Origin of the sequence: Nocardia sp. No.11, from assembly GCF_038752175.1 — a bacterium.
GTDB lineage: Bacteria > Actinomycetota > Actinomycetes > Mycobacteriales > Mycobacteriaceae > Nocardia > Nocardia canadensis.
The window spans coordinates 36,215-58,328 of sequence record NZ_JBCGFB010000017.1 but is presented as its reverse complement, the minus strand read 5'-3'; the positions used below and the strand labels follow the sequence as shown (position 1 = coordinate 58,328).

20 protein-coding genes and 1 pseudogene are annotated in these 22,114 nt (G+C 69.9%); 6 read left to right on the top strand and 15 right to left on the bottom strand.

The annotated features are described in order from the left end of the window. Nucleotides 1–12: 12 nt before the first annotated feature. Genes V8688_RS08295 through V8688_RS08260 form a run of 8 tightly spaced genes read right to left on the bottom strand, consistent with a single transcriptional unit; the run spans nucleotide 13 to nucleotide 8,626 of the window. On the bottom strand, nucleotides 13–1,287 hold the full coding sequence (locus V8688_RS08295; RefSeq protein ID WP_342800535.1) for an MlaD family protein: 1,275 nt from the start codon (nucleotides 1,285–1,287) through the stop codon (nucleotides 13–15). Beyond that, a complete protein-coding gene (locus V8688_RS08290) occupies nucleotides 1,284–2,366 on the bottom strand; it encodes an MCE family protein (protein WP_342800534.1) in 1,083 nt (360 codons plus the stop codon). The genes V8688_RS08295 and V8688_RS08290 overlap by 4 nt, the downstream gene beginning before the upstream one ends. Continuing rightward, nucleotides 2,363–3,457 (bottom strand): MCE family protein, encoded by a 1,095-nt coding sequence (locus V8688_RS08285; RefSeq protein ID WP_218717928.1) that lies wholly within the window; start codon nucleotides 3,455–3,457, stop codon nucleotides 2,363–2,365. Before V8688_RS08285 ends, V8688_RS08290 begins: the two co-directional genes overlap by 4 nt. Beyond that, nucleotides 3,457–4,521: an MCE family protein gene (locus V8688_RS08280; RefSeq protein WP_342800533.1), complete on the bottom strand. Its 1,065-nt coding sequence runs from the start codon at nucleotides 4,519–4,521 to the stop codon at nucleotides 3,457–3,459. The genes V8688_RS08285 and V8688_RS08280 overlap by 1 nt, the downstream gene beginning before the upstream one ends. Next, complete coding sequence (locus tag V8688_RS08275) at nucleotides 4,521–5,546, bottom strand: MlaD family protein (RefSeq protein ID WP_218717929.1); 1,026 nt, start codon at nucleotides 5,544–5,546, stop codon at nucleotides 4,521–4,523. Before V8688_RS08275 ends, V8688_RS08280 begins: the two co-directional genes overlap by 1 nt. A 1-nt stretch (nucleotide 5,547) precedes the next feature. Next, complete coding sequence (locus V8688_RS08270) at nucleotides 5,548–6,945, bottom strand: MCE family protein (protein ID WP_342800532.1); 1,398 nt, start codon at nucleotides 6,943–6,945, stop codon at nucleotides 5,548–5,550. A 9-nt stretch (nucleotides 6,946–6,954) separates the two neighbouring features. Next, nucleotides 6,955–7,818 carry an ABC transporter permease gene (locus tag V8688_RS08265; RefSeq protein WP_218717931.1) on the bottom strand — a complete coding sequence of 288 codons (864 nt, stop codon included), beginning with the start codon at nucleotides 7,816–7,818 and terminating at the stop codon, nucleotides 6,955–6,957. Between the two features lies 1 nt (nucleotide 7,819). After that, a complete protein-coding gene (locus V8688_RS08260; RefSeq protein WP_342800548.1) occupies nucleotides 7,820–8,626 on the bottom strand; it encodes an ABC transporter permease in 807 nt (268 codons plus the stop codon). A gap of 202 nt (nucleotides 8,627–8,828) precedes the next feature. Between V8688_RS08260 and V8688_RS08255 the strand changes: the two genes are divergently transcribed. After that, nucleotides 8,829–9,596, top strand: a complete 768-nt coding sequence (locus tag V8688_RS08255) for a TetR/AcrR family transcriptional regulator (protein WP_218717932.1) — start codon at nucleotides 8,829–8,831, stop codon at nucleotides 9,594–9,596. On the opposite strand, the gene V8688_RS08250 is transcribed toward V8688_RS08255, so the two are convergent. Together V8688_RS08250 and V8688_RS08245 are read right to left on the bottom strand one after the other, a co-directional pair. Next, nucleotides 9,588–9,803, bottom strand: coding sequence for a hypothetical protein (locus V8688_RS08250; protein WP_218717933.1), 216 nt, complete (start codon nucleotides 9,801–9,803; stop codon nucleotides 9,588–9,590). The two genes, V8688_RS08255 and V8688_RS08250, sit on opposite strands and share 9 nt — an antisense overlap. An 11-nt stretch (nucleotides 9,804–9,814) precedes the next feature. Further along, nucleotides 9,815–10,897 carry an oxygenase MpaB family protein gene (locus V8688_RS08245; protein WP_218717934.1) on the bottom strand — a complete coding sequence of 361 codons (1,083 nt, stop codon included), beginning with the start codon at nucleotides 10,895–10,897 and terminating at the stop codon, nucleotides 9,815–9,817. A gap of 367 nt (nucleotides 10,898–11,264) precedes the next feature. On the opposite strand from V8688_RS08245, the gene V8688_RS08240 reads away from it, so the two are divergent. Both V8688_RS08240 and V8688_RS08235 read left to right on the top strand, forming a co-directional pair. Further along, nucleotides 11,265–11,837: a DUF1684 domain-containing protein gene (locus V8688_RS08240; protein ID WP_342800531.1), complete on the top strand. Its 573-nt coding sequence runs from the start codon at nucleotides 11,265–11,267 to the stop codon at nucleotides 11,835–11,837. Then, entirely contained in the window at nucleotides 11,834–12,856 is a 1,023-nt protein-coding gene (locus tag V8688_RS08235) for an LLM class flavin-dependent oxidoreductase (protein ID WP_342800530.1), read from the top strand. The genes V8688_RS08240 and V8688_RS08235 overlap by 4 nt, the downstream gene beginning before the upstream one ends. Here the strand turns inward: V8688_RS08235 and V8688_RS08230 are convergent, their stop codons facing one another. The 3 genes from V8688_RS08230 to V8688_RS08220 form a co-directional block, all read right to left on the bottom strand. Then, nucleotides 12,857–13,174 carry a GYD domain-containing protein gene (locus tag V8688_RS08230; protein ID WP_218717937.1) on the bottom strand — a complete coding sequence of 106 codons (318 nt, stop codon included), beginning with the start codon at nucleotides 13,172–13,174 and terminating at the stop codon, nucleotides 12,857–12,859. A 583-nt stretch (nucleotides 13,175–13,757) separates the two neighbouring features. Continuing rightward, entirely contained in the window at nucleotides 13,758–14,981 is a 1,224-nt protein-coding gene (locus V8688_RS08225) for an MFS transporter (RefSeq protein WP_342800529.1), read from the bottom strand. 18 nt (nucleotides 14,982–14,999) lie between these two features. Further along, a complete protein-coding gene (locus tag V8688_RS08220; RefSeq protein ID WP_342800528.1) occupies nucleotides 15,000–16,322 on the bottom strand; it encodes an FAD-dependent oxidoreductase in 1,323 nt (440 codons plus the stop codon). Nucleotides 16,323–16,422: 100 nt separating this feature from the next. Here V8688_RS08220 and V8688_RS08215 point away from each other — a divergent pair, with 100 nt between their 5' ends. Both V8688_RS08215 and V8688_RS08210 read left to right on the top strand, forming a co-directional pair. Beyond that, nucleotides 16,423–17,322 (top strand): metalloregulator ArsR/SmtB family transcription factor, encoded by a 900-nt coding sequence (locus V8688_RS08215; RefSeq protein ID WP_218717940.1) that lies wholly within the window; start codon nucleotides 16,423–16,425, stop codon nucleotides 17,320–17,322. Nucleotides 17,323–17,373: 51 nt separating this feature from the next. After that, nucleotides 17,374–17,502: pseudogene (locus V8688_RS08210) on the top strand (heat-shock protein HtpX); the annotation flags it as partial. Here V8688_RS08210 and V8688_RS08205 read toward each other — a convergent pair. Next, complete coding sequence (locus tag V8688_RS08205; RefSeq protein ID WP_342800527.1) at nucleotides 17,474–18,991, bottom strand: ornithine decarboxylase; 1,518 nt, start codon at nucleotides 18,989–18,991, stop codon at nucleotides 17,474–17,476. The pseudogene V8688_RS08210 and the gene V8688_RS08205 overlap by 29 nt on opposite strands. 23 nt (nucleotides 18,992–19,014) lie before the next feature. Then, nucleotides 19,015–21,204: a catalase gene (locus V8688_RS08200; protein WP_342800526.1), complete on the bottom strand. Its 2,190-nt coding sequence runs from the start codon at nucleotides 21,202–21,204 to the stop codon at nucleotides 19,015–19,017. 270 nt (nucleotides 21,205–21,474) lie between these two features. Here V8688_RS08200 and V8688_RS08195 point away from each other — a divergent pair, with 270 nt between their 5' ends. Beyond that, nucleotides 21,475–22,098 carry a hypothetical protein gene (locus V8688_RS08195; protein ID WP_342800525.1) on the top strand — a complete coding sequence of 208 codons (624 nt, stop codon included), beginning with the start codon at nucleotides 21,475–21,477 and terminating at the stop codon, nucleotides 22,096–22,098. Nucleotides 22,099–22,114 lie beyond the last annotated feature (16 nt).

Here is a 22,114-nt window from a genome sequence, read left to right as displayed (position 1 = left end):
GGTAGCAGGGGGTCAGCGGCCGGGCAGCGGCACGGAACGTTCGTCGCCGGTGACGCCCGGCGGCGGTCCGGCGGTGTTGTCGGGGGTCGTGGGCCGTGGCGCGTTGGCCGACCCGCGGATCTGCTGCGCGGGATCGTTGATGACGCAGTAGTTGTAGAGCCGCACGCTGCCGTCGGAGACGGTGGCGGGTGAGACCGGGATGGTGTCGTACTCGCAGAACGGGCGCGGCCAGATGTCCACCATCGTGTGGAAAGCGTTGTCGTGCGCCGGTACTCCGAGCAGCGCGGTGCCCGAGCGCAAGGCGGGAAACAGCGCCGACAGCGCCGGTGTGCGCAGCCGGGCCGCCTGGGTGATCGCGCGGAGGTTGGTCACCAGATTCGTGATCGGGTCGGTGGTCTCGGCGATCACGCCGCCCAGCGTCGCCAGCTGTCCGGGGCCGAGGTCGAGTATCCGCCGCAGTTCCTGGTCGGCGGCGGCGAACTGCCCGAACAGCACGCCCGAACCCTCGACGAGAATGCGCAGGTCCGGCTGGGCGTGCGAGGTCGTCTCCGCGATGACCGACAGCTTCTCGACGAGGTTGCGGGTCTGCGGAAGCAGTTCCGTCATCCCCACCATGGCCTGGCTGATCCCGCTGATCACGGTGCGCAACTGGTCCGGCCCGCCGGCGAGCGCCTTGTCGAGCTCGGCGACGATGACGTTCAATCGCTGTGGATTCAGCCCGCCGATGAAATCGCCGGTGTTGGTGAGGAACTCGTTGATGGTGACCGGCGTGGCGGTCCGGGCGAGCTCGACGACGGCGCCGTCGGCCAGATACGGGGCGTCGTCGGTATCTGGCCGGATATCGAGGTACTGCTCCCCCGCGGCCGACAATCGAGCGACGACCACCGCGCCGCCCGCGGGGACGCGGTAGGCGGCATCGATCTCGGCGACGGCGACGACCCCGGTCTCCGACAGCTCCAGGGACCGCACCGTCCCGACGCGCACCCCCCGGAAGGTGACATCGGAATGCGCGAGCAGGCCACCGGAGCCCGCCAGTTCCACCCGGACGGTGAAGGTGTCACGCAACGGATCGATCCGGATGACGTCGAGCAGCAGGTAGCCGCCGCTGACCAGCAGGGTCGCCACCAGTCCCACGGCCGCGACGCCGTTGACGTGCCGCTTGCCCCAGCTCGCGGCCCGGAGCAGGAATTCGGCGGCGACCTCGAGTGCCACGCCGAGCGCCCAGATGCCGAAGGTGACCACCAGCGCGAGCGTGTATCGGACACTGCCCCGGGGATATTCGGTCATCGCCCACCGCCCTGCAACCGGCCGAGTACCCGCGCGAGGACCTCGGCGAGACTGCCGACGAAGGCGCCGGGGTCCGATCCGTCGGGCAGCCTGCTCCCGTTCGGGTCGGTCAGGGCGCCGACACTGAGGTAGGAGATCGTCGCCGCGACCGCGAGGCTCGTGCCCTCGGTGGTGGCCAGCAGTGCGGGATGCAACGCGTGCAGCTGGTCCAGCGCGCCCGCCAGGTTGTCGCCCATCTGGGTGAAGCCGGTCATCAGAGCCTGCACGCTGTCGAAGAGGCCGACGAAGTCCGCGCTGCTGGTGGCGGTGAACTCGCCCAGTGCGCCGAGGGCGGTCGAGACCTCGGTGGTGAGATCGGTGATGGCGCGGTTGTTCTCGGTGAGCACCGAGATCAGCGGCGGGAAGGTGTCCGCGGCCTGGCCCAGCTCGGCCCGGCGCTGGTTGAGGGTGGCGCTGAGCGAGTCCAGACCGTGCAGCACGGCGTCGATCTGACCGGTGCGGGCGTTGAGCGCGGTGAGCGTCGCGGTCAGTTCGGTGAGCAGATGCGCGAGCTGGGGCCCGCGGCCGGCGAAGATCGAGTTCGATTCGCTGGTGATCCGGGCCACCTGGCTGAGCGCACCACCGTTGAGCAGCATCGACAGCGACATCATCAGTTCCTCGACCGAGGCGCCCGCCGCAGTGTGGTCCCTGTCGATGACGTCGCCGTCGACCAGCATAGGTGTGCCGGAACGAAGTTCGGGCAGCACGATGGCGACGTAGATGTCGCCGAGCGGTGTCGGTTGCCGCAGCTCGGCGCGTGACCCGCGCGGCAGCCGGACGTCCCCGCGGATCTCGAGCTCGACGGTGGCGACGAAGTCGGTGGTGTCCAGGCCGGTGACGACGCCGATGTCGGTGCCGCCGGTTTTCACGTGCGCGCGATCGGGCAGGTTCAGCGCGTTGTCGAACAGCGCGCGCACGGTGTAGGTGGGGCCGTCGAGGCCGGGCTCGGGCAACGGCATGGAGTCGACGGTGACCGCGCACCCGGCGACCACGCACGCCGCCAGCCCCAGGACTACCGCGCGGGAAAGGTGTCGCCTCATCGGGTCAGTCCCAACAGGGCGGCGAACAGTCCGAAGTCGGGCCCGAAGTCCTGCAGTTTGCCGGTCCGGCAGCCGTCGGCCCGGAGCTCGACTCGCTGGCAGAACAGCGCGAGCAATTCGTTGTCGAGCAGGCTCTTGTCGGTCAGCAGATGAAGGCGGACGGCCCGATTCTCCGGACTCACCGCGTTGCCGAGGTTGTCGAGGAACAGCGGGGCGATATCGACGATCTCGGTGAGCCCGCGGGCGTGATCGCGCATCTGCGCGGTGATCGTGATCAGTCGCAGCAGCGCGTCGGTCAGCGGTTGCTTGTTCTCGCCGACGACGGCGCTGGTGTTGGCGACGAAGTCGTTGATCTGGGTGAGCACGGCCTGCAATCCCGGGGATTGCTCGCGCATCAGGGTGACCAGCTGGGTGAGCCGGGCGCTGAAGTCCCGGACCGTCGCGTCGTTGTCGGCGAGGATCTGGGTGACATCGTTGAGCCGCACGATCGCGTTGGCGATCTGGTCCTTGTTGGCCAGGGTCACTTCGAAGGCGCCGGAGAGGGCGTCCAGGGTCTCCCGGATGCGGTCACCGTTGCCGTCGAGTAGCGGAAACAGCACCCGGCTGGCCATCGGGCCGTCGGAGTTGTTGCCCGCCAGCGCCTTTCCGATGTCGTCGAAGTTGCGCAGAATGCGGTCCAGCTCGACGGGCGTCCGGGTCCGGGCGAAGGGGATGTGGCTGCCGTCGGCCAGAGTGGGGCCGCCGGTGTAGGCGGGGGTGAGTTCGATGTGGCGGTTGGTGATCATCTGTGGCGAGACCAGCGCCGCGATCACGTCGGCGGGCAGGTCGACCTCGGGATCGACGACCATGTGCACCTGCACGTACTGCCCTCGCGGGACCAGCTCCGTCACCCGGCCCACGGGCATCCCGAGAACGGAGACTTCGTTGCCGACATACAGGCCGGCGACGTTCTCGAAATCCGCCGTGATGGTCTTCTCCTTGCCCAGCAACCGGTCCGGCAGCGAGGTCAGGCTCTGCGGCAGTGCCGAGCACCCCGACAACAACGCGGCGACAGCGGCCAGCACGGCCAGGCGGACGAATGTCGTGCGCATCAGCGGCACCCTTCCACAGCGTGGACGGCACACAGCCAGTTGTCGGGGAACATCCAGGGCAGATAGATCTCCCCGTACGGGCCGTTGCCGAGGGTGTTGTTGAACTGGCGAAGGGTGACCGGCATGATCTGGAACAGGTTGTCCAGATTGGCTTTGTTGTTCTGCAGCCCCGCCGACATGGTGTTGAGATCGGCGATCAGCGGCGCGAGCTGTCCCCTGTTCTCGATGCCCATCGCCTGCAGGTCCGCGGAGACCGCGGCGATGCTGTCGAGCAGCTGGGTGACCAGGGCTTGCCGTCGGGCGACCGCGTCGCCGATGGCCTGACCACGTGTCAGCAGCAGCAGGACGGCGTTCTGATTGTCGGACACCACGCTCGAGACCTTGTCGATATTGCGCAGCAACTGCTCGACCTCGTCGCGCCGATCGCTGATCACCTGGGCCAGCGAGCCCACCGAATCCAATGCCGCCGCGGTCAATTGCGGTGAGTCACCCATCTGCCGAGCGAGCGCGTCCAGCGACGCCCGCAATGCCACGGGGTCGACGCGTTCGAGGTGCTCGAACGCGTGGGTGTATTTGTCGTCGTTGACGACCTTGGCCAGGTTGTAGGGAACTTCGGTCCGGTTCAACGGGATGCGCTTGCTCTCGGGCGAGGAGGGCGCGCCGGGATCGAGTTCGACGTGCATCCGGCCCAGGATCGTCGACATCTTGATCGCGGCCCTGGCGTCGTCGCCGACCCGGATACCGTTGTCGATCGAGAGCGCGGCCTCGATCCGGTCGCCCGCCAGGCGCGTCGACTTCACGGTGCCGACTTCGATGCCGGCGATATCGACGCTGTCGCCGGTACGCAGCCCGGCGGTCTGGGCGAATTCGGCGTGCACGGTCCGGTTGCCGAGATCGAACTCGGTGAGCGCGCTCGAACCGAACAGCAGTAACACCACCGCCGCCCCGGCACTCAGGCCGAGCCACCAGTGACGATTGCTCGAATAGCTCGGTATCGCCTGCCACAGTCGCCGCGCGATGGGCAGCAGCGTTCCGCGGCGCTGACTCGGTCGGGTGGACGTCATTACCGGCATACCTCCGAATGGGAATTGCCACCGATCTGGTTGAACATCCCGGGCGGCAGCAGCACACCCCACAGCGAGACATCCAGACTGCAGACATAGGAATTGATGTAGGCGCCGTTGCCGCTGATCCGGGCGAGACCGGCCAGCACGAACGGCAATTCGGCCGCGGTGAGGTCCAGCCGAGCGCCGTTGCCGATCAGCAGCCGCACACCCTCGTTCGCGGACTGCTGGGCCTGCGCGAGTCCGGGTCTGATCCGGGCGATGAGATCGGCGAGCTGCCTGGTCGAGCCCGAGGCCTGTTCGACCGCGCCCGCCAGCGTCGTGCCCTGCTCGTAGAGGTCGACGGTCAGCGTGCGGGTCTGGGTGATCAGCGTTTCCAGCTCGCCGCTGCGGTGGGCCAGACCCTCCACCACACCACCGAGATTGGTGATCACCTGGCCGAGGATCTCGTCCCGGTCGCGGAAGGTGGCGGCCAGTTGCGCGGCCTGGGTCACCAGCGCGCTCAGCGAGACGCCGTCGCCCTGGAGGGCTTGGACCAGCGTGTGCGACAACGAGTTGATGTCGTCGGGCTCGAGGGTGGCGAACAGTGGCTCGAAGCCCGCCAGCACCGTGGACACATCGAAGGACGACTCGGTGCGCTCGTAGGGAATGGTGCCCTCCGCGGGCAACCGGTCACCGCCACGATCGCCGGCGGCCAGCGCGACATATCGCTGCCCGATGAGGTTCTGATAGCGGATCAGCGCCTTGGTGGTCGTGGTGAGTTGCTGGCGCGACTGCACGCGCAGCACCACCGAGGCGCGCCGATCGGCGTCGAGTTCGATGGCATCCACCCGGCCCACGCGAATTCCGGCCATGCGGACGTCGTCGCCCACGCGCAAGCCCAGGACATTGCCGAACGTCGCGGTGTAGCGGACGGTGTCGCCGCTGACGCCGCGCTGCAAGGTCGAGAAGATGGTGTAACTGGCCACCAGCGCCACGCCGATGAACAAGGCCAGGATCAGCACCGCGGTGCGGGTTTTCATCATGTCAATTCCCCCGGGGCTGGGCGTTGGCGTAGGTGACGTGCACGGCCCCGTCGGCCAGGACCGGCGCGAGCAGCACCAGTTGCGCGGCGTTCGGCGTTCGCCCGACGAGCGCCTCGATGGCCTCGATGCCGTGCAGGGACGCCGGAGTCGACGCCGGGGCGGCGGCCGGTCCGGGGCCGGCCTCGATCGGTGTCGGGCCGGGAATCGCGGGCAGACCCGGGAGCGCGGGCAGGCCGGGAATCGCCGGGAGACCGGGGACGACGGGCGGCGGGCCCGCCGCTTCCAGCCGGCGCGGCAGCAGCTGCGTCGGAATGTGCTGCTCCGGAGCGGTATACGGCACCGTCGAGCCGCCACAGCGGGGCCCGGCGAGGTCGCCGTAGCGGGGACAGTCCGCGGCGGTGTACTGGGTGAAGGGGGTGAAGCTCACGTCGACGACCCAGCGCATCTGTTTGTCGGGTCCCCAGTTGAAGACCGTCGCCAGATTGCGCAGCGCGACATTGAGGTTGGCGGCCGCGGCCCCGATCGCGCCGGAGTCGGCGGCCAGCGCGCCGAATGTCTCGTGCAACCCGCCGACGAGTTCCGGGCCCGCGCCCGGATTGCGCTCGAACAGGGTGTTGGTGACGCCGACCACGCCACGCGCGGCGGTCAGCAGCGAGATGAGGTTCGCGCGCTTCTCGGTGAGTGTGCGCGCCGCGGTCACCGAGGAGACGAGCGTGTCCACCAGCTGCGGCGCCGACTCGTTGACCGCCGACGCCGCGGCGCCGAGGTCACCGAGCAGATCGCCGATCCCCGGGGTCGCCCGGACCTGCGTGGTCCAGGTGTCGAGCCGTTCGATGGTGGAGCCGGGCATGCGGTAGGTCGGGTCGAGGGCGTCGGCCAGCGTGCCGAGGACGGTCGCCAGCCGAATCGGATCGATGGCGTCGAGGACGGTGCGCAGGGTGGTCAAGGTCGTCTGGAGTTGGGCGCCCACCTCGCTGGTGTCCTGCGCGATGGTGGCGCCGTCGCGCAATCGATCCGGCGAAGCGCCGTTGCCGATGAGTTCGACCGCCGTGACGCCGAAGATGTTGTTCGGCACCACCCTGGCGGTGACCGTGGCGGGAATGCGCTGGGCCATGGCCGGTTCGATGCGCAGCAGCACGTTCTGGCGTTCGCCTCTGGCCGCGATGTCGGTGCGGGCGACCTGGCCGACCAGCACGCCGCGGAAGGTGACGTCGGAGCGCTCGGGCACGCCGTCGCCGGTGCTGGTCATGCGAGCCGTCACTTCGACGGTGTCGAGGAACGCGCCGTTGTAGCGCAGTCCGAGCAGATAGACGACGGTGGCGATGAGCACGGCGATGAGCCCGCCGAGCAGGCCGAGTCGCCGGGCGCTCGGGCCACGGCCGCTGGGGTCGATGATCATGGTCGATGCCTATCCCGTGATCCTGATGCCCGGGTCGATCCCCCAGATCGACAGGGAGAACAGCAGATTGACGAACACGACCGTGACGATGGTCATGCGGATGGCGCGGCCGGACGCGACGCCGACCCCTTCGGGTCCGCCCGCCGCGGTATAGCCGTAGTAGCACTGGATGAAGGTCGCCACGGCGGCGAAGACCACGATCTTGAGGATCGAGTAGGCCACGTCCACCGGGTCGAGGAACTGGTGGAAGTAGTGATCGTAGGTCCCCAGCGTCGTCCCGCCGAGGAAGGCCACGGTGAATCGTGTCGCGATGTAGGCGATGGCCAGGCCCGCGGTGTAGAGCGGCACGATCGCGACGACGGCCGCCAGCATGCGCGTGGTGATCAGGTAGGGCAGCGGCCTGATGGCGATCGACTCCAGGGCGTCGATCTCCTCGGAGATCCGCATCGAGCCCAGTTGCGCGGTGAATCGGCAGCCGGCCTGGGCGCCGAACGCCAAGGTCGCCAGCAGCGGCGCCAGTTCCCGCGTGGTGGCGAATCCGGAGATCGCGCCGGTGAGCGGACTCATGGTGAGCAGGTTCAGCGCGGTGTGCGATTCCATGCCGACGGTGATCCCGCCGAAACCGCAGAGGATGACCACGACGCCGATCACTCCGCCGCCGACGATCAAGGAGCCGTTGCCGAAGCTCACGTCGGTGATCAGCCGCAGCAATTCCTTGCGATAGTGCTTGAGCACGAAGGGAATCGCCGCGACCGCCTGCAGGAACACCAGTCCCTGATGACCCAGCCGCACCGGAACCCTGGCGGGCACGGTGGCGGCCGCGCGCAGCCGGCGCACCGGACGCAACACCGGTGGCACGTATTCGGAGGCCATCTCAGAGCACCTTCGACGGGAAAACGGCGTTGTAGAGCTGGGTGAGGATGATGTTGGCCGCGAACAGCACGATCGCGGAGTTGACGACCGCGGAGTTCACCGCGTCGGCCACGCCCGCCGGTCCGCCCCGGGTGTGCAGTCCGGTGTCACAGGCGATGATCGCCGCCAGCGCGCCGAAGACCGTGGCCTTGACCATGGCGACGACCAGATCGGCGGCCACCGCGAACGAGGCGAAGGTGCCGATGTAGGAGCCCGGCGTGCCGTCCTGGATGTAGACGTTGAACACGTAGCCGGTCGCGAAGCCGACGAACACGACCAGCCCGCACAGCAGGGTGCTGACCACGACCGCCGCGGCCAGGCGCGGGACGACCAGGCGCCGGACCGGATCGACCCCCATCACGGTCATGGCGTCGATCTCCTCCCGGATGGTGCGCGAACCCAGATCCGCGCAGATCGCCGACCCCACCGCGCCGGCGATCATCAGCGAGGTCACCAGCGGTGCGCCCTGGCGGATGATCCCCAGCCCGTTGACCGCGCCGATGAAGGTGGTCGCCCCGACCTGACTGACCAGCGAGCCCACCTGGATCGACACCACCACCGCGATGGGGATGGCGACCAGCAGGGTCGGTGACGCCGACACACTGGCCATGAACGCGCACTGCTTGACGAATTCCGTGGTCGGGAACCGCCGGGTGACCAGGGCGCGGACCAGTTCGGCGAGGGCCCGGCCGGTCATCAGGACCTGACGCCCGGCCGTCTCGACAGCTCGCTGCGGGTGTTCGCGCCAGTAGGTCAGCCCGAAGGCGATGACCTGATCGCGGGCATCACCGCCCCCGGGTGGAGCTGTTGCCCCGGCATGGAATTCACCAGAAATCCTGGTCGACGACTGCTGCACGATGGGTTCACTCTTTTCTACGTATCCGTAGATATTAATTACTACGCTAGAGTAGATATGTGGACACTAACAGCGCCGATGACGCGGCACCAGAGCTTTGGGGGATCATTTCTTGATGAGCATCGAAGAGGACACCGACGGCGTCTGGCGGATCGCCCCACCGCGACCGGCCCGGCCGCGGCGCCGCAACGGCCCCCGACTACCGCCGGAGCAACGCCGTGAGCAACTGCTCGACGCGGCCCTCGCGGTCGCGGGCCGGGACGGGTTGTCCGAGCTCACGATGCAATCGGTGGCCAAGCAAGCCGGTGTCGCCAAACCCGTGCTGTACGCGATCTATCCCACCGCGCCCCAACTGCTCGACGCGCTGCTGCGACGCGAACACACCCGGGGCATCGCGCAGGTCCTCGAGGCACTGCCCGCCGATTTCGACGATTCCGACCCGGACGTGGAGTACGAGCAGGCCGTCATCGCCTTCCTCACCGCGGTCCAGGACGATCCGGTGCGCTGGCGGTTGATCCTCATGCCCGCCGACGGCGCCCCCGCCTCCTATCGCGGCCTGCTCGCCGGCGCCAGGGAGAAGGTCGTCGCGCGCTGCGCCCAACTGCTCGAGACGGGGATCGCGCGGCGAGGTGGCCCCAGGGACGTCGACGTCGAACTGGCCGGCCGAATCATGCTCGGATTCATCGAATCCCTGGGCCGACTGGTGTTGTCGAATCCGGATCTCGCTACGCCCGAAACACTTCGGCCCACGGTGCGGGCGCTGACCCGGACCTTGCCCAAGGACGACAAGGGAACCCGGATCATCCCGGCCGGCGGATCGGTGGTCTCCGCGTGGCAGGCCGGGAACGCGCCGACCCCGCCCGACCAGGCCGCGTCACCGTAGCTCGATATCGGAGATCAGCAGCGGCGGCCAGGCGATGATCTCGCCGATCGCCGAGAACAGCTTGTCGACGCCGTGCAGATCGTCGAGGTGCTCGTGGTGGGCGCCCAGCCAGAACAGCCCGATCAGCAAGTACGGCACACCGAAGGCGATGCCGAGGAAGATGAGCTGGCGCAGGCTGATTCGATAGCCCAGCAGTTCTTTGATCATCACCCCACCTCTCAGGAAATCTCGCCGAGCACGGCCTGGGACTCGATCAGCCCCTGATCGTCCGGGGCTTCCCCGCGACCGAAGACCCGGGCGCGCTGCTTGTCCCGCAGCGCCTGATGGGCGTGGGCGGGAATGTCGTAGCCGTAGCGCTGCTGCGCTTGCCGCGGCGTCATCGTGGTCGCGCTCACGGGCGGAATCTTCAGCAGCACCGGACCGGCCACCGGGACCGACATCGGCGAGATCAGGCGCAGCAGCTGAATCTGCAAGCGCGCGTTGAGACTCACCAGCGTGAAGGCGACGCTCATCGGCGTCGTGACGAGCGCGTCGAGCAGCCTGCCCTTCGGCAATCCGGCCATCTCGCGCATCCATCGCGGCATGGTGGCCAGGGTGCCCCGGCGCAGGAACGCGTACACGATCTTGAACATCGGCCGGAGCAGCAGCGGGATCTCCGGCATCATCACCTCCGCCTGTAGCAGGTGCCGCATCGCCTTGCGAGCGATGTCGGACCCGATCAGCTGTGGACGCATCTGCTCGAAGTACTCGCTGATCCCGGCCCTGGTACGGGGCACGTCCGCCGGGTCGCAGGTCTGGAGTTCGGCCGCCCGCGCGCATTCCGCCCAGTACTGCAGCTCGTCGGCCTCGCTGAGCCGGCCGGGACCGTACTTCTCGTACGCGACGAGGATGGAATGCCAGGCCGTCAGGTGAATCCACAGCTGCGACTGCGGGTCGTTCGCGTCGTAGGACCGCTTGGTGACGGGGTCGACGCCGATCCCCTTGGAGTGGATCTTCACCAGGATGTCGGCCGCGTGCGCGGTCGAGCGGCTGTCGGCGAACATCACCATGGCGAAGTACCGCAGCGTGCGGTCGTAGCGGGTCCGCGGCCGGTCGTAGATCGCGTGGGTGGCGTCGACCGAGGCCACCAGCGCCGGGTCCAGCTCCTCGATCACCACCGCCCGCTGGAAGCCGACCGTCAGGCTGGTCGGGTAACTCCAGACGCGCCACGCGACCGAGTCCGGACCGAAGAAGCCGTAGTCCTCCGCGGGCGTGAGTGGGGGTATCGCCAGCCACTCACGCAAGGAAGCAATTGTTGCCATCGCGGGTTCCAATCCATTTCCTACTCGAGCGTAGAAGTATTACTACGCATGAGTAGGAACGATAGACCCGTGATCGACCCCGAGTCAACGGTTCGAGCCCGACTTGTCGACAATTGACTCAGACAGTCGGTGGCCGGGATGGTGCCGCCCGAATAGCCTGATAAGAGCCAGCATACTTCCGCCTACGTGAGCGTCCCCTCGGAGCCCTCCCCGACCATCGAGTATTTGGACCCCGATTTCGACTGATTATCTCAGACAGTTGCCAGGCGTGGTCCGATCGGATCGCGCCTCCCCCTGGAGAACCCCATTGCGTTCGGGCTGAGTGGAATCCTGTCGATCGGACGACGCGTCGGATTCCATCGATGACATGGCTACGCAGGCAGCGCCGGAGACCGAGACGCCGGAGCGGTTCGATGACGCGCCCGGCAGTTGGTCGACCGGGGACGACGGGGTGGTGGTCGTGCTCGACGAGGGCGAAGAGCTGAGCGTCGACGGCGAGGTGGTGCGTGGCCGGTCCGCGTTCGCCCCGGACCGCGAGTGGGTGGTGACCGGGAAGTACGTGCGCTTCGACGAACCGCGCCCGACGACGGTCGGCGCGTCGGTGGAGGGGCTCGAGCACGTCTACGACGCACCGGGACAGGTCGAGTTCGAGATCGTCGGTCCGGCGTTGCGGCTGACCGCGTTTCCCGGCAAGAACCCCGAGGATCTGTCGGTGCTGTTCACCGACGAGACCTCCGGGGTGACCACCTACGCGGCGAATCCGGTGGTGGAGGTGCCGATGCCGGCGGCCGACGGGACCGTGGTGCTCGACTTCAACCGCGCGGTGAATCTGCCGTGCGCCTACACCGATCTGGCGACCTGCCCGCTGCCGCCGGCGGCGAACCGGCTGCCGATCGCCGTCGAGGCGGGCGAGCAGATCCCCTTCGAGCGCCGGGGATGAGCTCGCCGCGGATCAGCTCGCTGGCCTTCCTGTCCCCGGGCAACTACCTCGACGACGATCCGTACACCGGTCTCGAGGACACGCTGCGACTGTTCGAGTACGGCGAGCGCCTCGGGTTCGACGGCGCGTGGGTCCGGCAGCGGCATCTCGAGCACGGAGTGGGATCGGCGGCGGTCTTCCTGGCCGCCGCCGCGCAGCGCACCAGCCGGGTGGAGCTGGGCACCGCGGTCATCCCGATCGGGTACGAGAGCCCGTTCCGGCTGGCCGAGGATCTGTCGCTGGCCGATGTGCTGTCCAAGGGCCGCCTACAGCCGGGGTTCAGCGCGGGGACCCCACCGCACGCCGAGCTGATCGGCGATCTGGTCTTCGACGGCGACTGGCGCGCCTTCGACCTGTCCTACGGCCGGGTGGCCCGGCTGGTCGAGAACCTGCGCGGCCACTACCTCGGCGACGCCGACACCGTCATCCACTCGCCGGGCACCACCCAGCGGCCGCGGCTCCAGCCGCACAGTCCCGGCCTCGCCGACCGCGTCTGGTACGGCGGTGGCAGCACCCGGTCGGTGCGCTGGGCGGCGCAGAGCGGGCTGAATCTGCTCAGCGGCAATATCGTCTTCGGTGACCGCAGCGACGACTTCGCGACCGCCCAGCTGGGCCTGATCAGCGATTACCGCGAGCGGATCGATCCGGCGCGACCGGCGCGAGTCGCCGTGGGGCGGGTGCTCGTCCCGTTCGACAGCGCCGATCGCGCGACCCGCGAGCGCTACCGGACCTATGCCGCGAGCCGCCACGAACGCACCCTCGGACCGCAGGGTGAGCGGCGGGTGCTCTATGCCCCCGATGTCGTCGGGACCGCCGAGCAGATCCTCGAGCGGTTGCGGGCCGATCCGGTCCTCGCGCGGACCAGCGAGCTGCGGCTGGAGCTGCCGTACGAGTTCCACCGCGCGGACTACGAGCAGATCCTGCACGACACGGTGACGCTGATCGCGCCCGAACTGGGCTGGAAACCCGCGCTCGGCTGATTACTCCGGCGGCCGGTAGGTGACATCCAGCGCCGCGGCGGCGTCGATCTGCTCGGGAGTGAGCAGGCCGACGGTGTGCGACACGGCCGCGCCCGCGGCCGCCGTGCGCATCGCGAGCGCCGCGGCGGCGACCTCGTCCGGGACGTCACCGATCACGAACAGATCGTCGTCGCCGAACGCGAAATAGCAGGCCTCCACGTGCCCGCCCACGCTCTGGACCATCTCGGTGATGGCCGCCCGGCGAGCGCTACCGCCCTGTGCGAGTAGGCCATTGGCCCCGTCTTGCAGATAGCTGACCCGCCACATGTACTTGGGCATAGCTTCGAGCCTCCTCTGACTGGGACGCGATCTCGGCGTCCACAGCCTAGGGCACTCCCCCGGCGGCGGCGGATGACGCGAAAAGCCGCCGCCGCAATGATGCGTCACCGTGACGGCGGCGATACCCCTCTTGCCTCCCGACAGGAAACTCACCGCGCAGCGCGCCGGACTGCTGGCCGTCGCCGCAGGCATCGCGCATCTCGTACCGGCCGCGCCGCACGCGGCGCGGCCGACCTCGCGCCCGGGGTCGCCTGCGACGGGTTCACCTGCCGCAACGACACCGACGACACCTACCGGGTGCGGTCGAAACGTGGTGTGCGACGCGGCGGTGCCCCGGCAAACGGTCATAGTCACCACCTACGTCGCGCCGCGGGACACCGCGCGGATCAGCGTGGCGTGCCCCGTGGTGTCCCGCCGCCCACCGTGGAGCAGCAGCCCGAGCAGTGCCGATCCGACGGGACCTGGGAACACCGACCGCCGGTGGTCCGCCCCGGCCCGATGGTCGGCACCATCGCGACGGGGTGATCCATCTGTCGGCCGAAGTCGACAACGGTCCGCGACCGGACAGCGGTTCCAGCGGGGATCAGCCGACCCCGCTCAGGAATCGGCGGGTCCGGGGGACACTGCCGACGGCGATCAGCGCGGCGAGTGCCGCGATCGCGGCGAGGACGAGGTAGGTGCCCGACCAGGTGCCGGTCCAGCTCATCAGGGCGGTTCCGGCGAACGGCGCGGTGGCCATCACGATCACCACGGGGGCCGACAGCAGGCCGTTGAGGCGGCCGTAGTGGGTGGCGCCCCAGCGGTCGGTGATCGCGGTGGCCTGCACCAGGGTCATGATCCCGCGGATCAGGCCCGCGCCGACCGAGACCGCGACCAGCGCGAAGACCGTTGTCACCCAACCCAACAGCGCGGTGGCGAGCGCGGTGACGGCGAACGCGCCGACGATCCGGACGGCCGGGGTGGTGCGGGTCATCAGCGGGAGGTAGCCGAGCCGGCCCAGGACCTGTCCGATACCGCCGAGGCCGAGCGTCAGCGCGGCCGCCGCCGGGGAGAATCCGCGCTCGATGAGCAGCGGGACCAGGTTGAACACGGCGGCGAACGCCGCGAACGCGCCCAGGCTCAGGGCGGTGACCAAGGCCAGGAACGCGGGGCTGCGGGCGATCGCGCGGTGGTCGTCGTCGTGCCGGGTCGCTGGTGCGGGCGCCGGTGGCCAGGCGCCGGTGAGCCCGAACAGATGACCGGGCACGGTGACGACCGTCAGCACCACCGCGAGGACGAGATAGGTGGCACGCCAGTCGGTGCGCTCGACCAGGACGGCGGTCAGTGGCGCGAACACCGTGCTGGCCAGACCGCCCGCCAGCGTCAGGATCATCAGGGCCTTGACGTGCTCGGTCCCGAACCAGCGGGTCAGCGCCGCGAACGCGGGCGGGTACAGCACCGCGCCCATCGCGACCCCGGCCGCGAGCCAGCCGAGGAAGAACACCGGCGGATTCGGGGCCAGGGCCACCACGACCAGCGCGGGCACGGCCAGGACCGATCCCGCGGTCATGACCGACCGTGGCCCGACGCGGTCCAGGACGCGCCCGACCGGGATGCCGGTCAGGGCCGCGGCGAGCTGGCTCAGCGAGAACGCCGCGGTGAGCATCGGCAGCGACCATCCGGTGTCGGCCGAGATCGACACCGACAGCACCGGGAACGCGTAGTAGAGGATGCCCCAGCTGGTGATCTCGGTGAGGCACAACGTGATCAGCACGCGCCGCCGCAGACCGGCACCGGCCGCAGCCGGTCCGGTCCGCGTGGCCGTCACAGTGGACGACACGGGCGGTCAGCGCGAGAGCGACCCGACCGTGAGCGTGAACACTTCGGGCGCGGGCGCGCAGCAACCGCCGGAACTCGCGCCGGCGGGGTCGTCGAAGACACCGGCCCCGCCGCACACACCGGTGTCGGGCAGGGTCAGCTCGACACGGGCGGCGGATTCGTGGTCACCGGCGAGTTCGGCGGCGATGGACCGGACCTGCTCGTAGCCGGTCATCGCCAGGAACGTCGGCGCGCGGCCGTAGCTCTTCATGCCCACCAGGTACACCCCGGATTCGGGATGGGTCAGCTCGGCGACGCCGTGCGGGTAGACGGTGCCGCAGGAGTGCACGTTCGGGTCGATCAGCGGCGCCAGCCGGACCGGGGCCTGCAGCACGGGGTCCAGGTCGAGGCGGACCTCCGAGAGCCAGGACAGGTCGGGACGGAAGCCGGTCAGCGCGATCACGGTGTCGACGCCGTCGATCCGGCGGCCGTCGTCGGCGACGAGCGCGGTGCGCCCGTCGGGCCCCGTTTCCACCGCGGCGGTGCGGAATCCGGTCACCACGGTGAGCAGTCCGTCCTCGACGGCCCGCTTGGCGCGCAGGCCGAGCGCGCCCCGGGCGGGCAGCTCGTCGGCCTCGCCGCCGCCGAAGGTGGCCTCGGTCCGACCCCGGCGCAGTACCCAGGTCAGCCGGGTGCCGGGCTCGTTCGCCAGTGGCGCCAAGGCCACGATCGCGGTCAGGGCGGAGTGCCCGCTTCCGGCGATCACGGTGTGCTTGCCGCGATAGCGCGCCCGCTCGGCCTCCACGTCGGGCACCCGGTAGGTGAGGGCGTCGCTGTCGCGCTCGCCCAGGGCGGGAAGTCCTTCTCCGCCGAGCGGATTCGGCGCGGTCCAGGTGCCGGAGGCGTCGATGACCGCGCGGGCGAGGATCCGGTCCTCGGTGCCGTCGGCGCGGCGCAGGTGCACCGACAGCGGTTCGGTGTCGCGACCGGAGTCCACGACCCGGTCGCGGCCGCGGCGGGCGACGCCGACGACCTCGGTGTCGTAGCGCACCGCCTCGCCCAGGGCCTCGGCCAGCGGCTCGAGGTAGGCGTGCGCCCAGTCCTGGCCGGTCGGGTAGTCCGCGTCGGCCGGAGCCACCCAGCCGGTGCCATCGAGGAGACGGCGACCCGCGGGGGCGATCAGCTCTGCCCAGCGGGAGAACAAGCGCACGTGATTCCACTGCGCGACCGCGGCACCGGCGCGGGGACCACGTTCGAACACGATCGGTTCGAGGCCGCGTTCGCGCAGTTCCGCGGCTGCCGCTAGCCCCACCGGGCCGGCTCCGACGACGACAACAGGCAGTTCGGTCATCACAGACTCCATTCATCGACACCCATCGATCTAATGACCAAACTGTATCGACGAATGTCGATGGATGCAACCATCGATCTACGTCGATATAATCGGAGGCATGACGTCCCTGGACATGCCCTCCGTCCGCGACTCCGCCGCGCCGCGCGTCGACGCCCTGTCGATCGACGACGCGACCACCTACGCCGCCTGGTTCTCCTGCCTGGCCGAACCCACCCGCGTCCGGCTGCTGCACCTGGTCGCCACCCGGCCCGAGGGGATCACCGTCGGCGAGCTGACCGAAGCGCTCGGGATCTCCCAGCCGACCGTCTCCCACCACGTCCGCAAGCTGGCCGACGTCGGGTTCGTCCGGGTGCACAAGCACGGCACATCCACCGTCGTCACCGTCAATCCCGCCTGCTGCACCGGCCTCCCGCACGCCGCCGACGCCGTCATGGGCGTGCTCACCCCGCGTCCGTGCTGCCCGACCGATCTACCCACCGACGTCACCGTGCGCGCGATGACCGACGCCGACTGGGACGTCGTGCTCCGCATCTACGGCGAGGGCATCGCCACCCGCGACGCCACCTTCGCCACCGAGGTTCCGACTCGCGAATACCTCGACGCCACCTGGCTTCCCGCGCACCGCTGGGTCGCCGAGCTCGACGGCGAGGTGGTCGGCTGGGCCGCGCTCGCGCCGGTATCGAGCCACGGCGGCTTCGCCGGAGTCGCCGAGACCTCCGTCTACGTCGCCGTGGCCGCGCGCGGCCGTGGCGTCGGGAAATCACTGCTGCACCGGCAGGTGATCGCGGCCGACAACGAGGGCCTGTGGATGCTGCAGACGTCGGCCTTCCCGGAGAATCGGGCCGCGATCGCGCTGCATCATTCGGCCGGATTCCGCACGGTCGGGGTGCGCGAACGCATCGCGACCCTCGACGGGGTGTGGCGCGATACCGTCCTGCTCGAGCGCCGCGCCGCCGTGGACGCCGCCGACGCCTGCGAGCCCGCAGCCTGCCGATAGCCGACGCGAGCACCCGGTCGCGGCAGATCCCAGCCGCCACTGCCCTTCCGCGGCGTCGACTACCGCGCCTGGCAGCTCGACGATCCCGCGGGCAAGGGCGGTGAGGCGGTGTGCCCGATCCGCGACGCCGTCCGCGAGCGGATCGACGCGCTCATCGCGGAGCTGACCGCCGTGGCGTGACCTGCCACCGGCCGCACGGTAGCTCTGAGCCGGCCCGGACCACCCGGATCGTGCGCAGCCGCGGGTCGGCGGCATCGGGCAGGTTCAAGCCCGCCTCGATGCCGGTGCGCAAATAGTCGATGACGGCCTCGCCGAGTCGCTCCCCCGGGACGACGGCGGGAATGCCCGGCGGATACGGGGTGAGCTGCTCGGCCGCGATCCGGCCTACGGCCCGCTCGGCGGGCACGGATTCGGCCGGTGCGAAGAAGGCGTCGCGCGGCAGCATGACCGTCTCCAGCTGCAACTCCTCGGGTGAGGGCAGCCGGATCCGCGGCGGTTCGGGGTGGTTCAGCCCGGCCCGCCACAGGGCGAGCGCGTCGACGAGGGCGTCGACCGTCGCGGCGTCGTCCGCCGAGGACAGCGTCGCCAGGACCCGCCGGTGATCGCTGAGGCCGAGGTCGATCCGGCGATGCTCGCGCAACCAGTCCGCGGCCGCGTAGCCGCTCGCGCCGGTGCCCGCGACGTCGACGAGGACCTGCAACAGGTCCAGGTCGTGCGAGGCCTCGACGCCGAGCAGCTCGTCGTGCATGACGGTGAGCCCGCTGATCTCGGCGAGCTCGGCGCGCACCCGGCGGGCCGAGCTCAGGGCCCGGTCGAGCAGGTCGTGGCCGAATTCGACCATCTGCCTTCGCCATCCGTCCAGCGCGGCGTAGATCAGCACATTGGGGCTGGTGGTCATCAGCAGGTCGGCGCAGCCGCGCAGTCGCACCGGGTCGATCAGGTCGCCTTGCAGATGGAACACCGATCCCTGCTCGAATCCCATGCCCATCTTGTGCACACTCACCACGCACACATCGGCGCCGACGTCCATCGCCCACGTGGGGAGGTCCGGATGGAACGGCAGGTGCGCGCCCCAGGCCTCGTCGACGATCAGCGGCTTTCCGCGCGCGTGGCACACCCGGGCGATCCCCCGGATGTCGGCACAGGTGCCGTAGGGGCTGGGACTGACGATCACCGCGCCCGCCGCGTCCGGATGCGCCCGCCAGGCCTGCTCGACCTGCTCGGGCGAGGGCGGATGCGACAGGTGTCGCTCGGCATCCCAGCGCGGGGTGATCCAGTGCGGTTGCACCCCGGAGAAGATCAGCCCGGCGACCACGGATTTGTGGCTGTCTCTGGCCACCAGCAGGCCGCCGTCGTGGCCGCCCGCCACGGCCATCATGGCCGCCTTCACCGACAGCGAACTCCCACAGGTGGAGAAGAAGGCGGCGTCGGCGCCGACCGCGTCGGCCATGAGCTCCTCGGCCTCGGCCAGCACGTGGTGCCTGGCCAGCCGATCGTCGAGCCCCGGGGCGGCGAGGATGTCGCTGTGGAAGGCGTCGACGCCGAGCGCGGCCAGCACCCGGTCGTCCACTCCGCGTCCTTGCCGATGCCCCGGCGGGGTGAATCCGTAGCGGCCCAGCCCGTGGTACTCGGCGACGGCGGCCAGCAGCGGGGCGGTGGTGTGGTCCATCGTGCGCACCTCCTGCGCGGTGGTCAGCGTGGGAATGCCGGCGGATCGATCCGCGTCCACGCTCGGTGTTCGCCCAGGTCGGTCAGCAGTGCCTCGATGGCCGGGACCGCCTCGGCCACGGTCACACCAGGGGCGTCGGGGTCGACGCCGGTGCGCTCCAGGATCGATGCGGCGGTCCCGACGGCGGCGATCGCCTTGCCGTGCCGCCACATCTCCTCGATGAGCAGGTCGACCCGGTCGTCGTCGGGACCCGCCAGCGCGACGACACCGTCGAACTCCACCGATCGCATCGTCGCGAACGTGCGCGCCACCGGCACACCGTCGATCTCGCCGCCGTGCGCGGCGACCACGAACGGCCGGATCCCGGCCTGGGTGAGCGTGGCGCGGACCTCTTCGAGCGCCGCCGCGGAAGCCGTGTCGTCCACCAGCACCGCGACGGTGCGGCCGTCGACCGGGAACGCGCCGCGTCGCTGCGACAGTGCCGGACTCGGGTCGAGCTCGACCCGGTCGTCGACATCCGGCGCCGGAGTGTCGAGCCCGAGCTGCGCAGCGACGTAGCCGCCCAGCTCGTCGTCGACGTCGACCAGCATCTGCAGGCCGCGCCGCTGGATGGCCGTCGACGTGCATTTTCCGAGCTCGAAGGCGAAGGCGTCGGCCAGGTGCTGTTGTTCGCCCGGGGTGAGACTGCGATAGAACATCCGCGGCTGCGAGTAGTGGTCGGCGAAGGAGACCGCCCCGGCGCTCGTCGCCGAGGTCCGCAGCTCGGCGGCCGGCGGCGGGATCGGCGTCGGCGTCTCGGTGTAGGCCCGGTCGGCGAGAGTCGCCGCGTACGGACAGCCACCGCCGAGCGAATTCGGTTTGTACGGCGCGATGCCGGGGTGCACGGCGGTCTGGTGCATGCCGTCGCGGAACATGTCGTCGACCGCGGTATGCGGGGTGTTGATCGGCAGCTGGGCGAAATTCGGCCCGCCGAGCCTGCTGATCTGGGTGTCGAGGTAGGAGAACAACCGGCCTTGCAGCAGCGGGTCGTCGGTGACCTCGATGCCGGGCACCAGATGACTGGGGCAGAACGCGACCTGTTCGGTCTCGGCGAAGAAGTTCACCGGATTCGCGGTGAGCCGCAGCGTCCCGATCACCTGCACCGGCGCGAGCTCCTCCGGCACGATCTTGGTCGGGTCCAGCAGATCGATGCCGTCGAAGAGGTGATCGGGGGTGTCGGGGAAGACCTGCACCCCGAAATCCCATTCGGGGGCCGCTCCCGCCGCGATGGCGTCGGCCAGGTCCCGGCGATGGAAGTCGGGATCGAATCCGGCCGTCAGCTGGGTTTCCTCCCACAGCATGGAGTGCACGCCCAGGCGTGGCTTCCAGTGGAACTTCACCAGGCTGGTCGTGCCGTCGGCGGCGACCAGCCGGAAGGTGTGGATTCCGAAGCCCTCCATCATCCGCAGTGAGCGCGGCAGCGCCCGATCGGACATGTTCCAGAAGGTGTGCGCGGTCGCCTCGGTGTGCAGGGTGACGAAATCCCAGAAGGTGTCGTGCGCGGATTGCGCCTGCGGAATCTCCCGGTCCGGCTGGGGTTTTCCGGCGTGGATGACATCGGGAAACTTGATCGCCTCCTGGATGAAGAACACCGGAATGTTGTTGCCGACCAGGTCGTAGACCCCTTCGTCGGTGTAGAACTTCACCGCGAAACCGCGGGTGTCGCGCACGGTATCGGCCGACCCGCGCGAACCGAGCACCGTGGAGAACCGGACGAATACCGGGGTGCGCACGTCGGCGGCGAGGAACCGGGCGCGGGTGAGCGACGCGGCGGCGCCGTTGGCCACGAACACCCCGTGCGCGCCGACACCACGGGCGTGCACGACCCGTTCGGGGATGCGTTCGTGATCGAAGTGGGTGATCTTCTCCCGCAGGTGGATGTCCTGCAGCAACACCGGTCCGCGCGGGCCCGCTTTGAGGGCGTGGTCGGTATCGGCGACGCGCAGGCCCTGAGCGGTGGTCAGGGCGCCGCCGTGCTGGGCGCGCAGGTCGGCGGGGCCGGGGATCGGCACGCCGGTCGGTCCGCGCAGCGCGGGCCCCTCCTGGTCGGCCGCCGGTCCCGGCTCGGTGCAGGGGTGGTCCGGGTCCTCGTCCGGAGGAGTCGCCGGCCGGGTGTACTCGGGAGGAATAGCGGGCCCGGAAGCCCCCTGCTGTGGTCCGGCGTTTCCCATCATCGAAGCCTTCCTGTTGACGAGGACCGTCTCCTGGCGAGCAGCGCGTCAGCGGCGCGGCATCCGCTCGCTCGGCGGCCCGCCGCTGCTTTCCGGTGGTTTCTGACCAGGCCATGCCCGGATCTCCGGCACCGAAACAGCCGCCCGTCGCCGCAGCCCGGTCGGGCCATAGCCGCCGCCCGGGGTGAGAGAAGCGACTCACATCCCGGTAGCGCGCGCTCCGCCGACCGCGATCTGCCCTGTGACGACTGTGGACTCGGGAAGGACATCGAGGTGGCTGGACGGCATCGAGCAGTGAGCAAGCGGGGCACGGCCCTGCGCGGACTTCCCGTGGCGGTGGCGCTGCCCGCGGCGATCGCCTTCGGCATCGGGCCCGGCGCGGCGCAGGCCGCGCAGGTGCAGACTGTCTCGCACACCCCTGATCTGCCGGAATTCGCGGCACCGCGGCCCGAGCCGGTCCAAGCCGTGGCCGCCGTCGCGCCCCTCGAAGAACACGCTGTCGCGCAGTCGGTTTCCCCAGTCGGCGACGAACTCGCGCTCGGCGCGAACCAGCGCGACACCGCCGAGTTCGCCACCGCGCACCCGGTCGCCGATACCCGGCCGATCGCCACGGCGGCGCCGATCGCCAGCCCGATCGAGAACGCCACCTTCCTCGGCTCGACGGCCGGTCAGGTGATCGGCGGCATCGCCGGCGCCGGCCTCGGCGCGGCGGGCGGAGCGGCGCTGGCCACCCCGCTGGCGGTCCCCACCGCGGGACTCGGCGTCCCGGTCGGCGCGGTCGCAGGCGGCATCGTCGGTGGGGTGGTCGGCACCTACGCCGGCTATTACGCCGGCGCCTACCTGGGCACGTTGGTCGCCCAGCAGGCGCCCCAGATCATCCCCAACGTGCTGCCCTGACCGTGCGGCGGGCCCG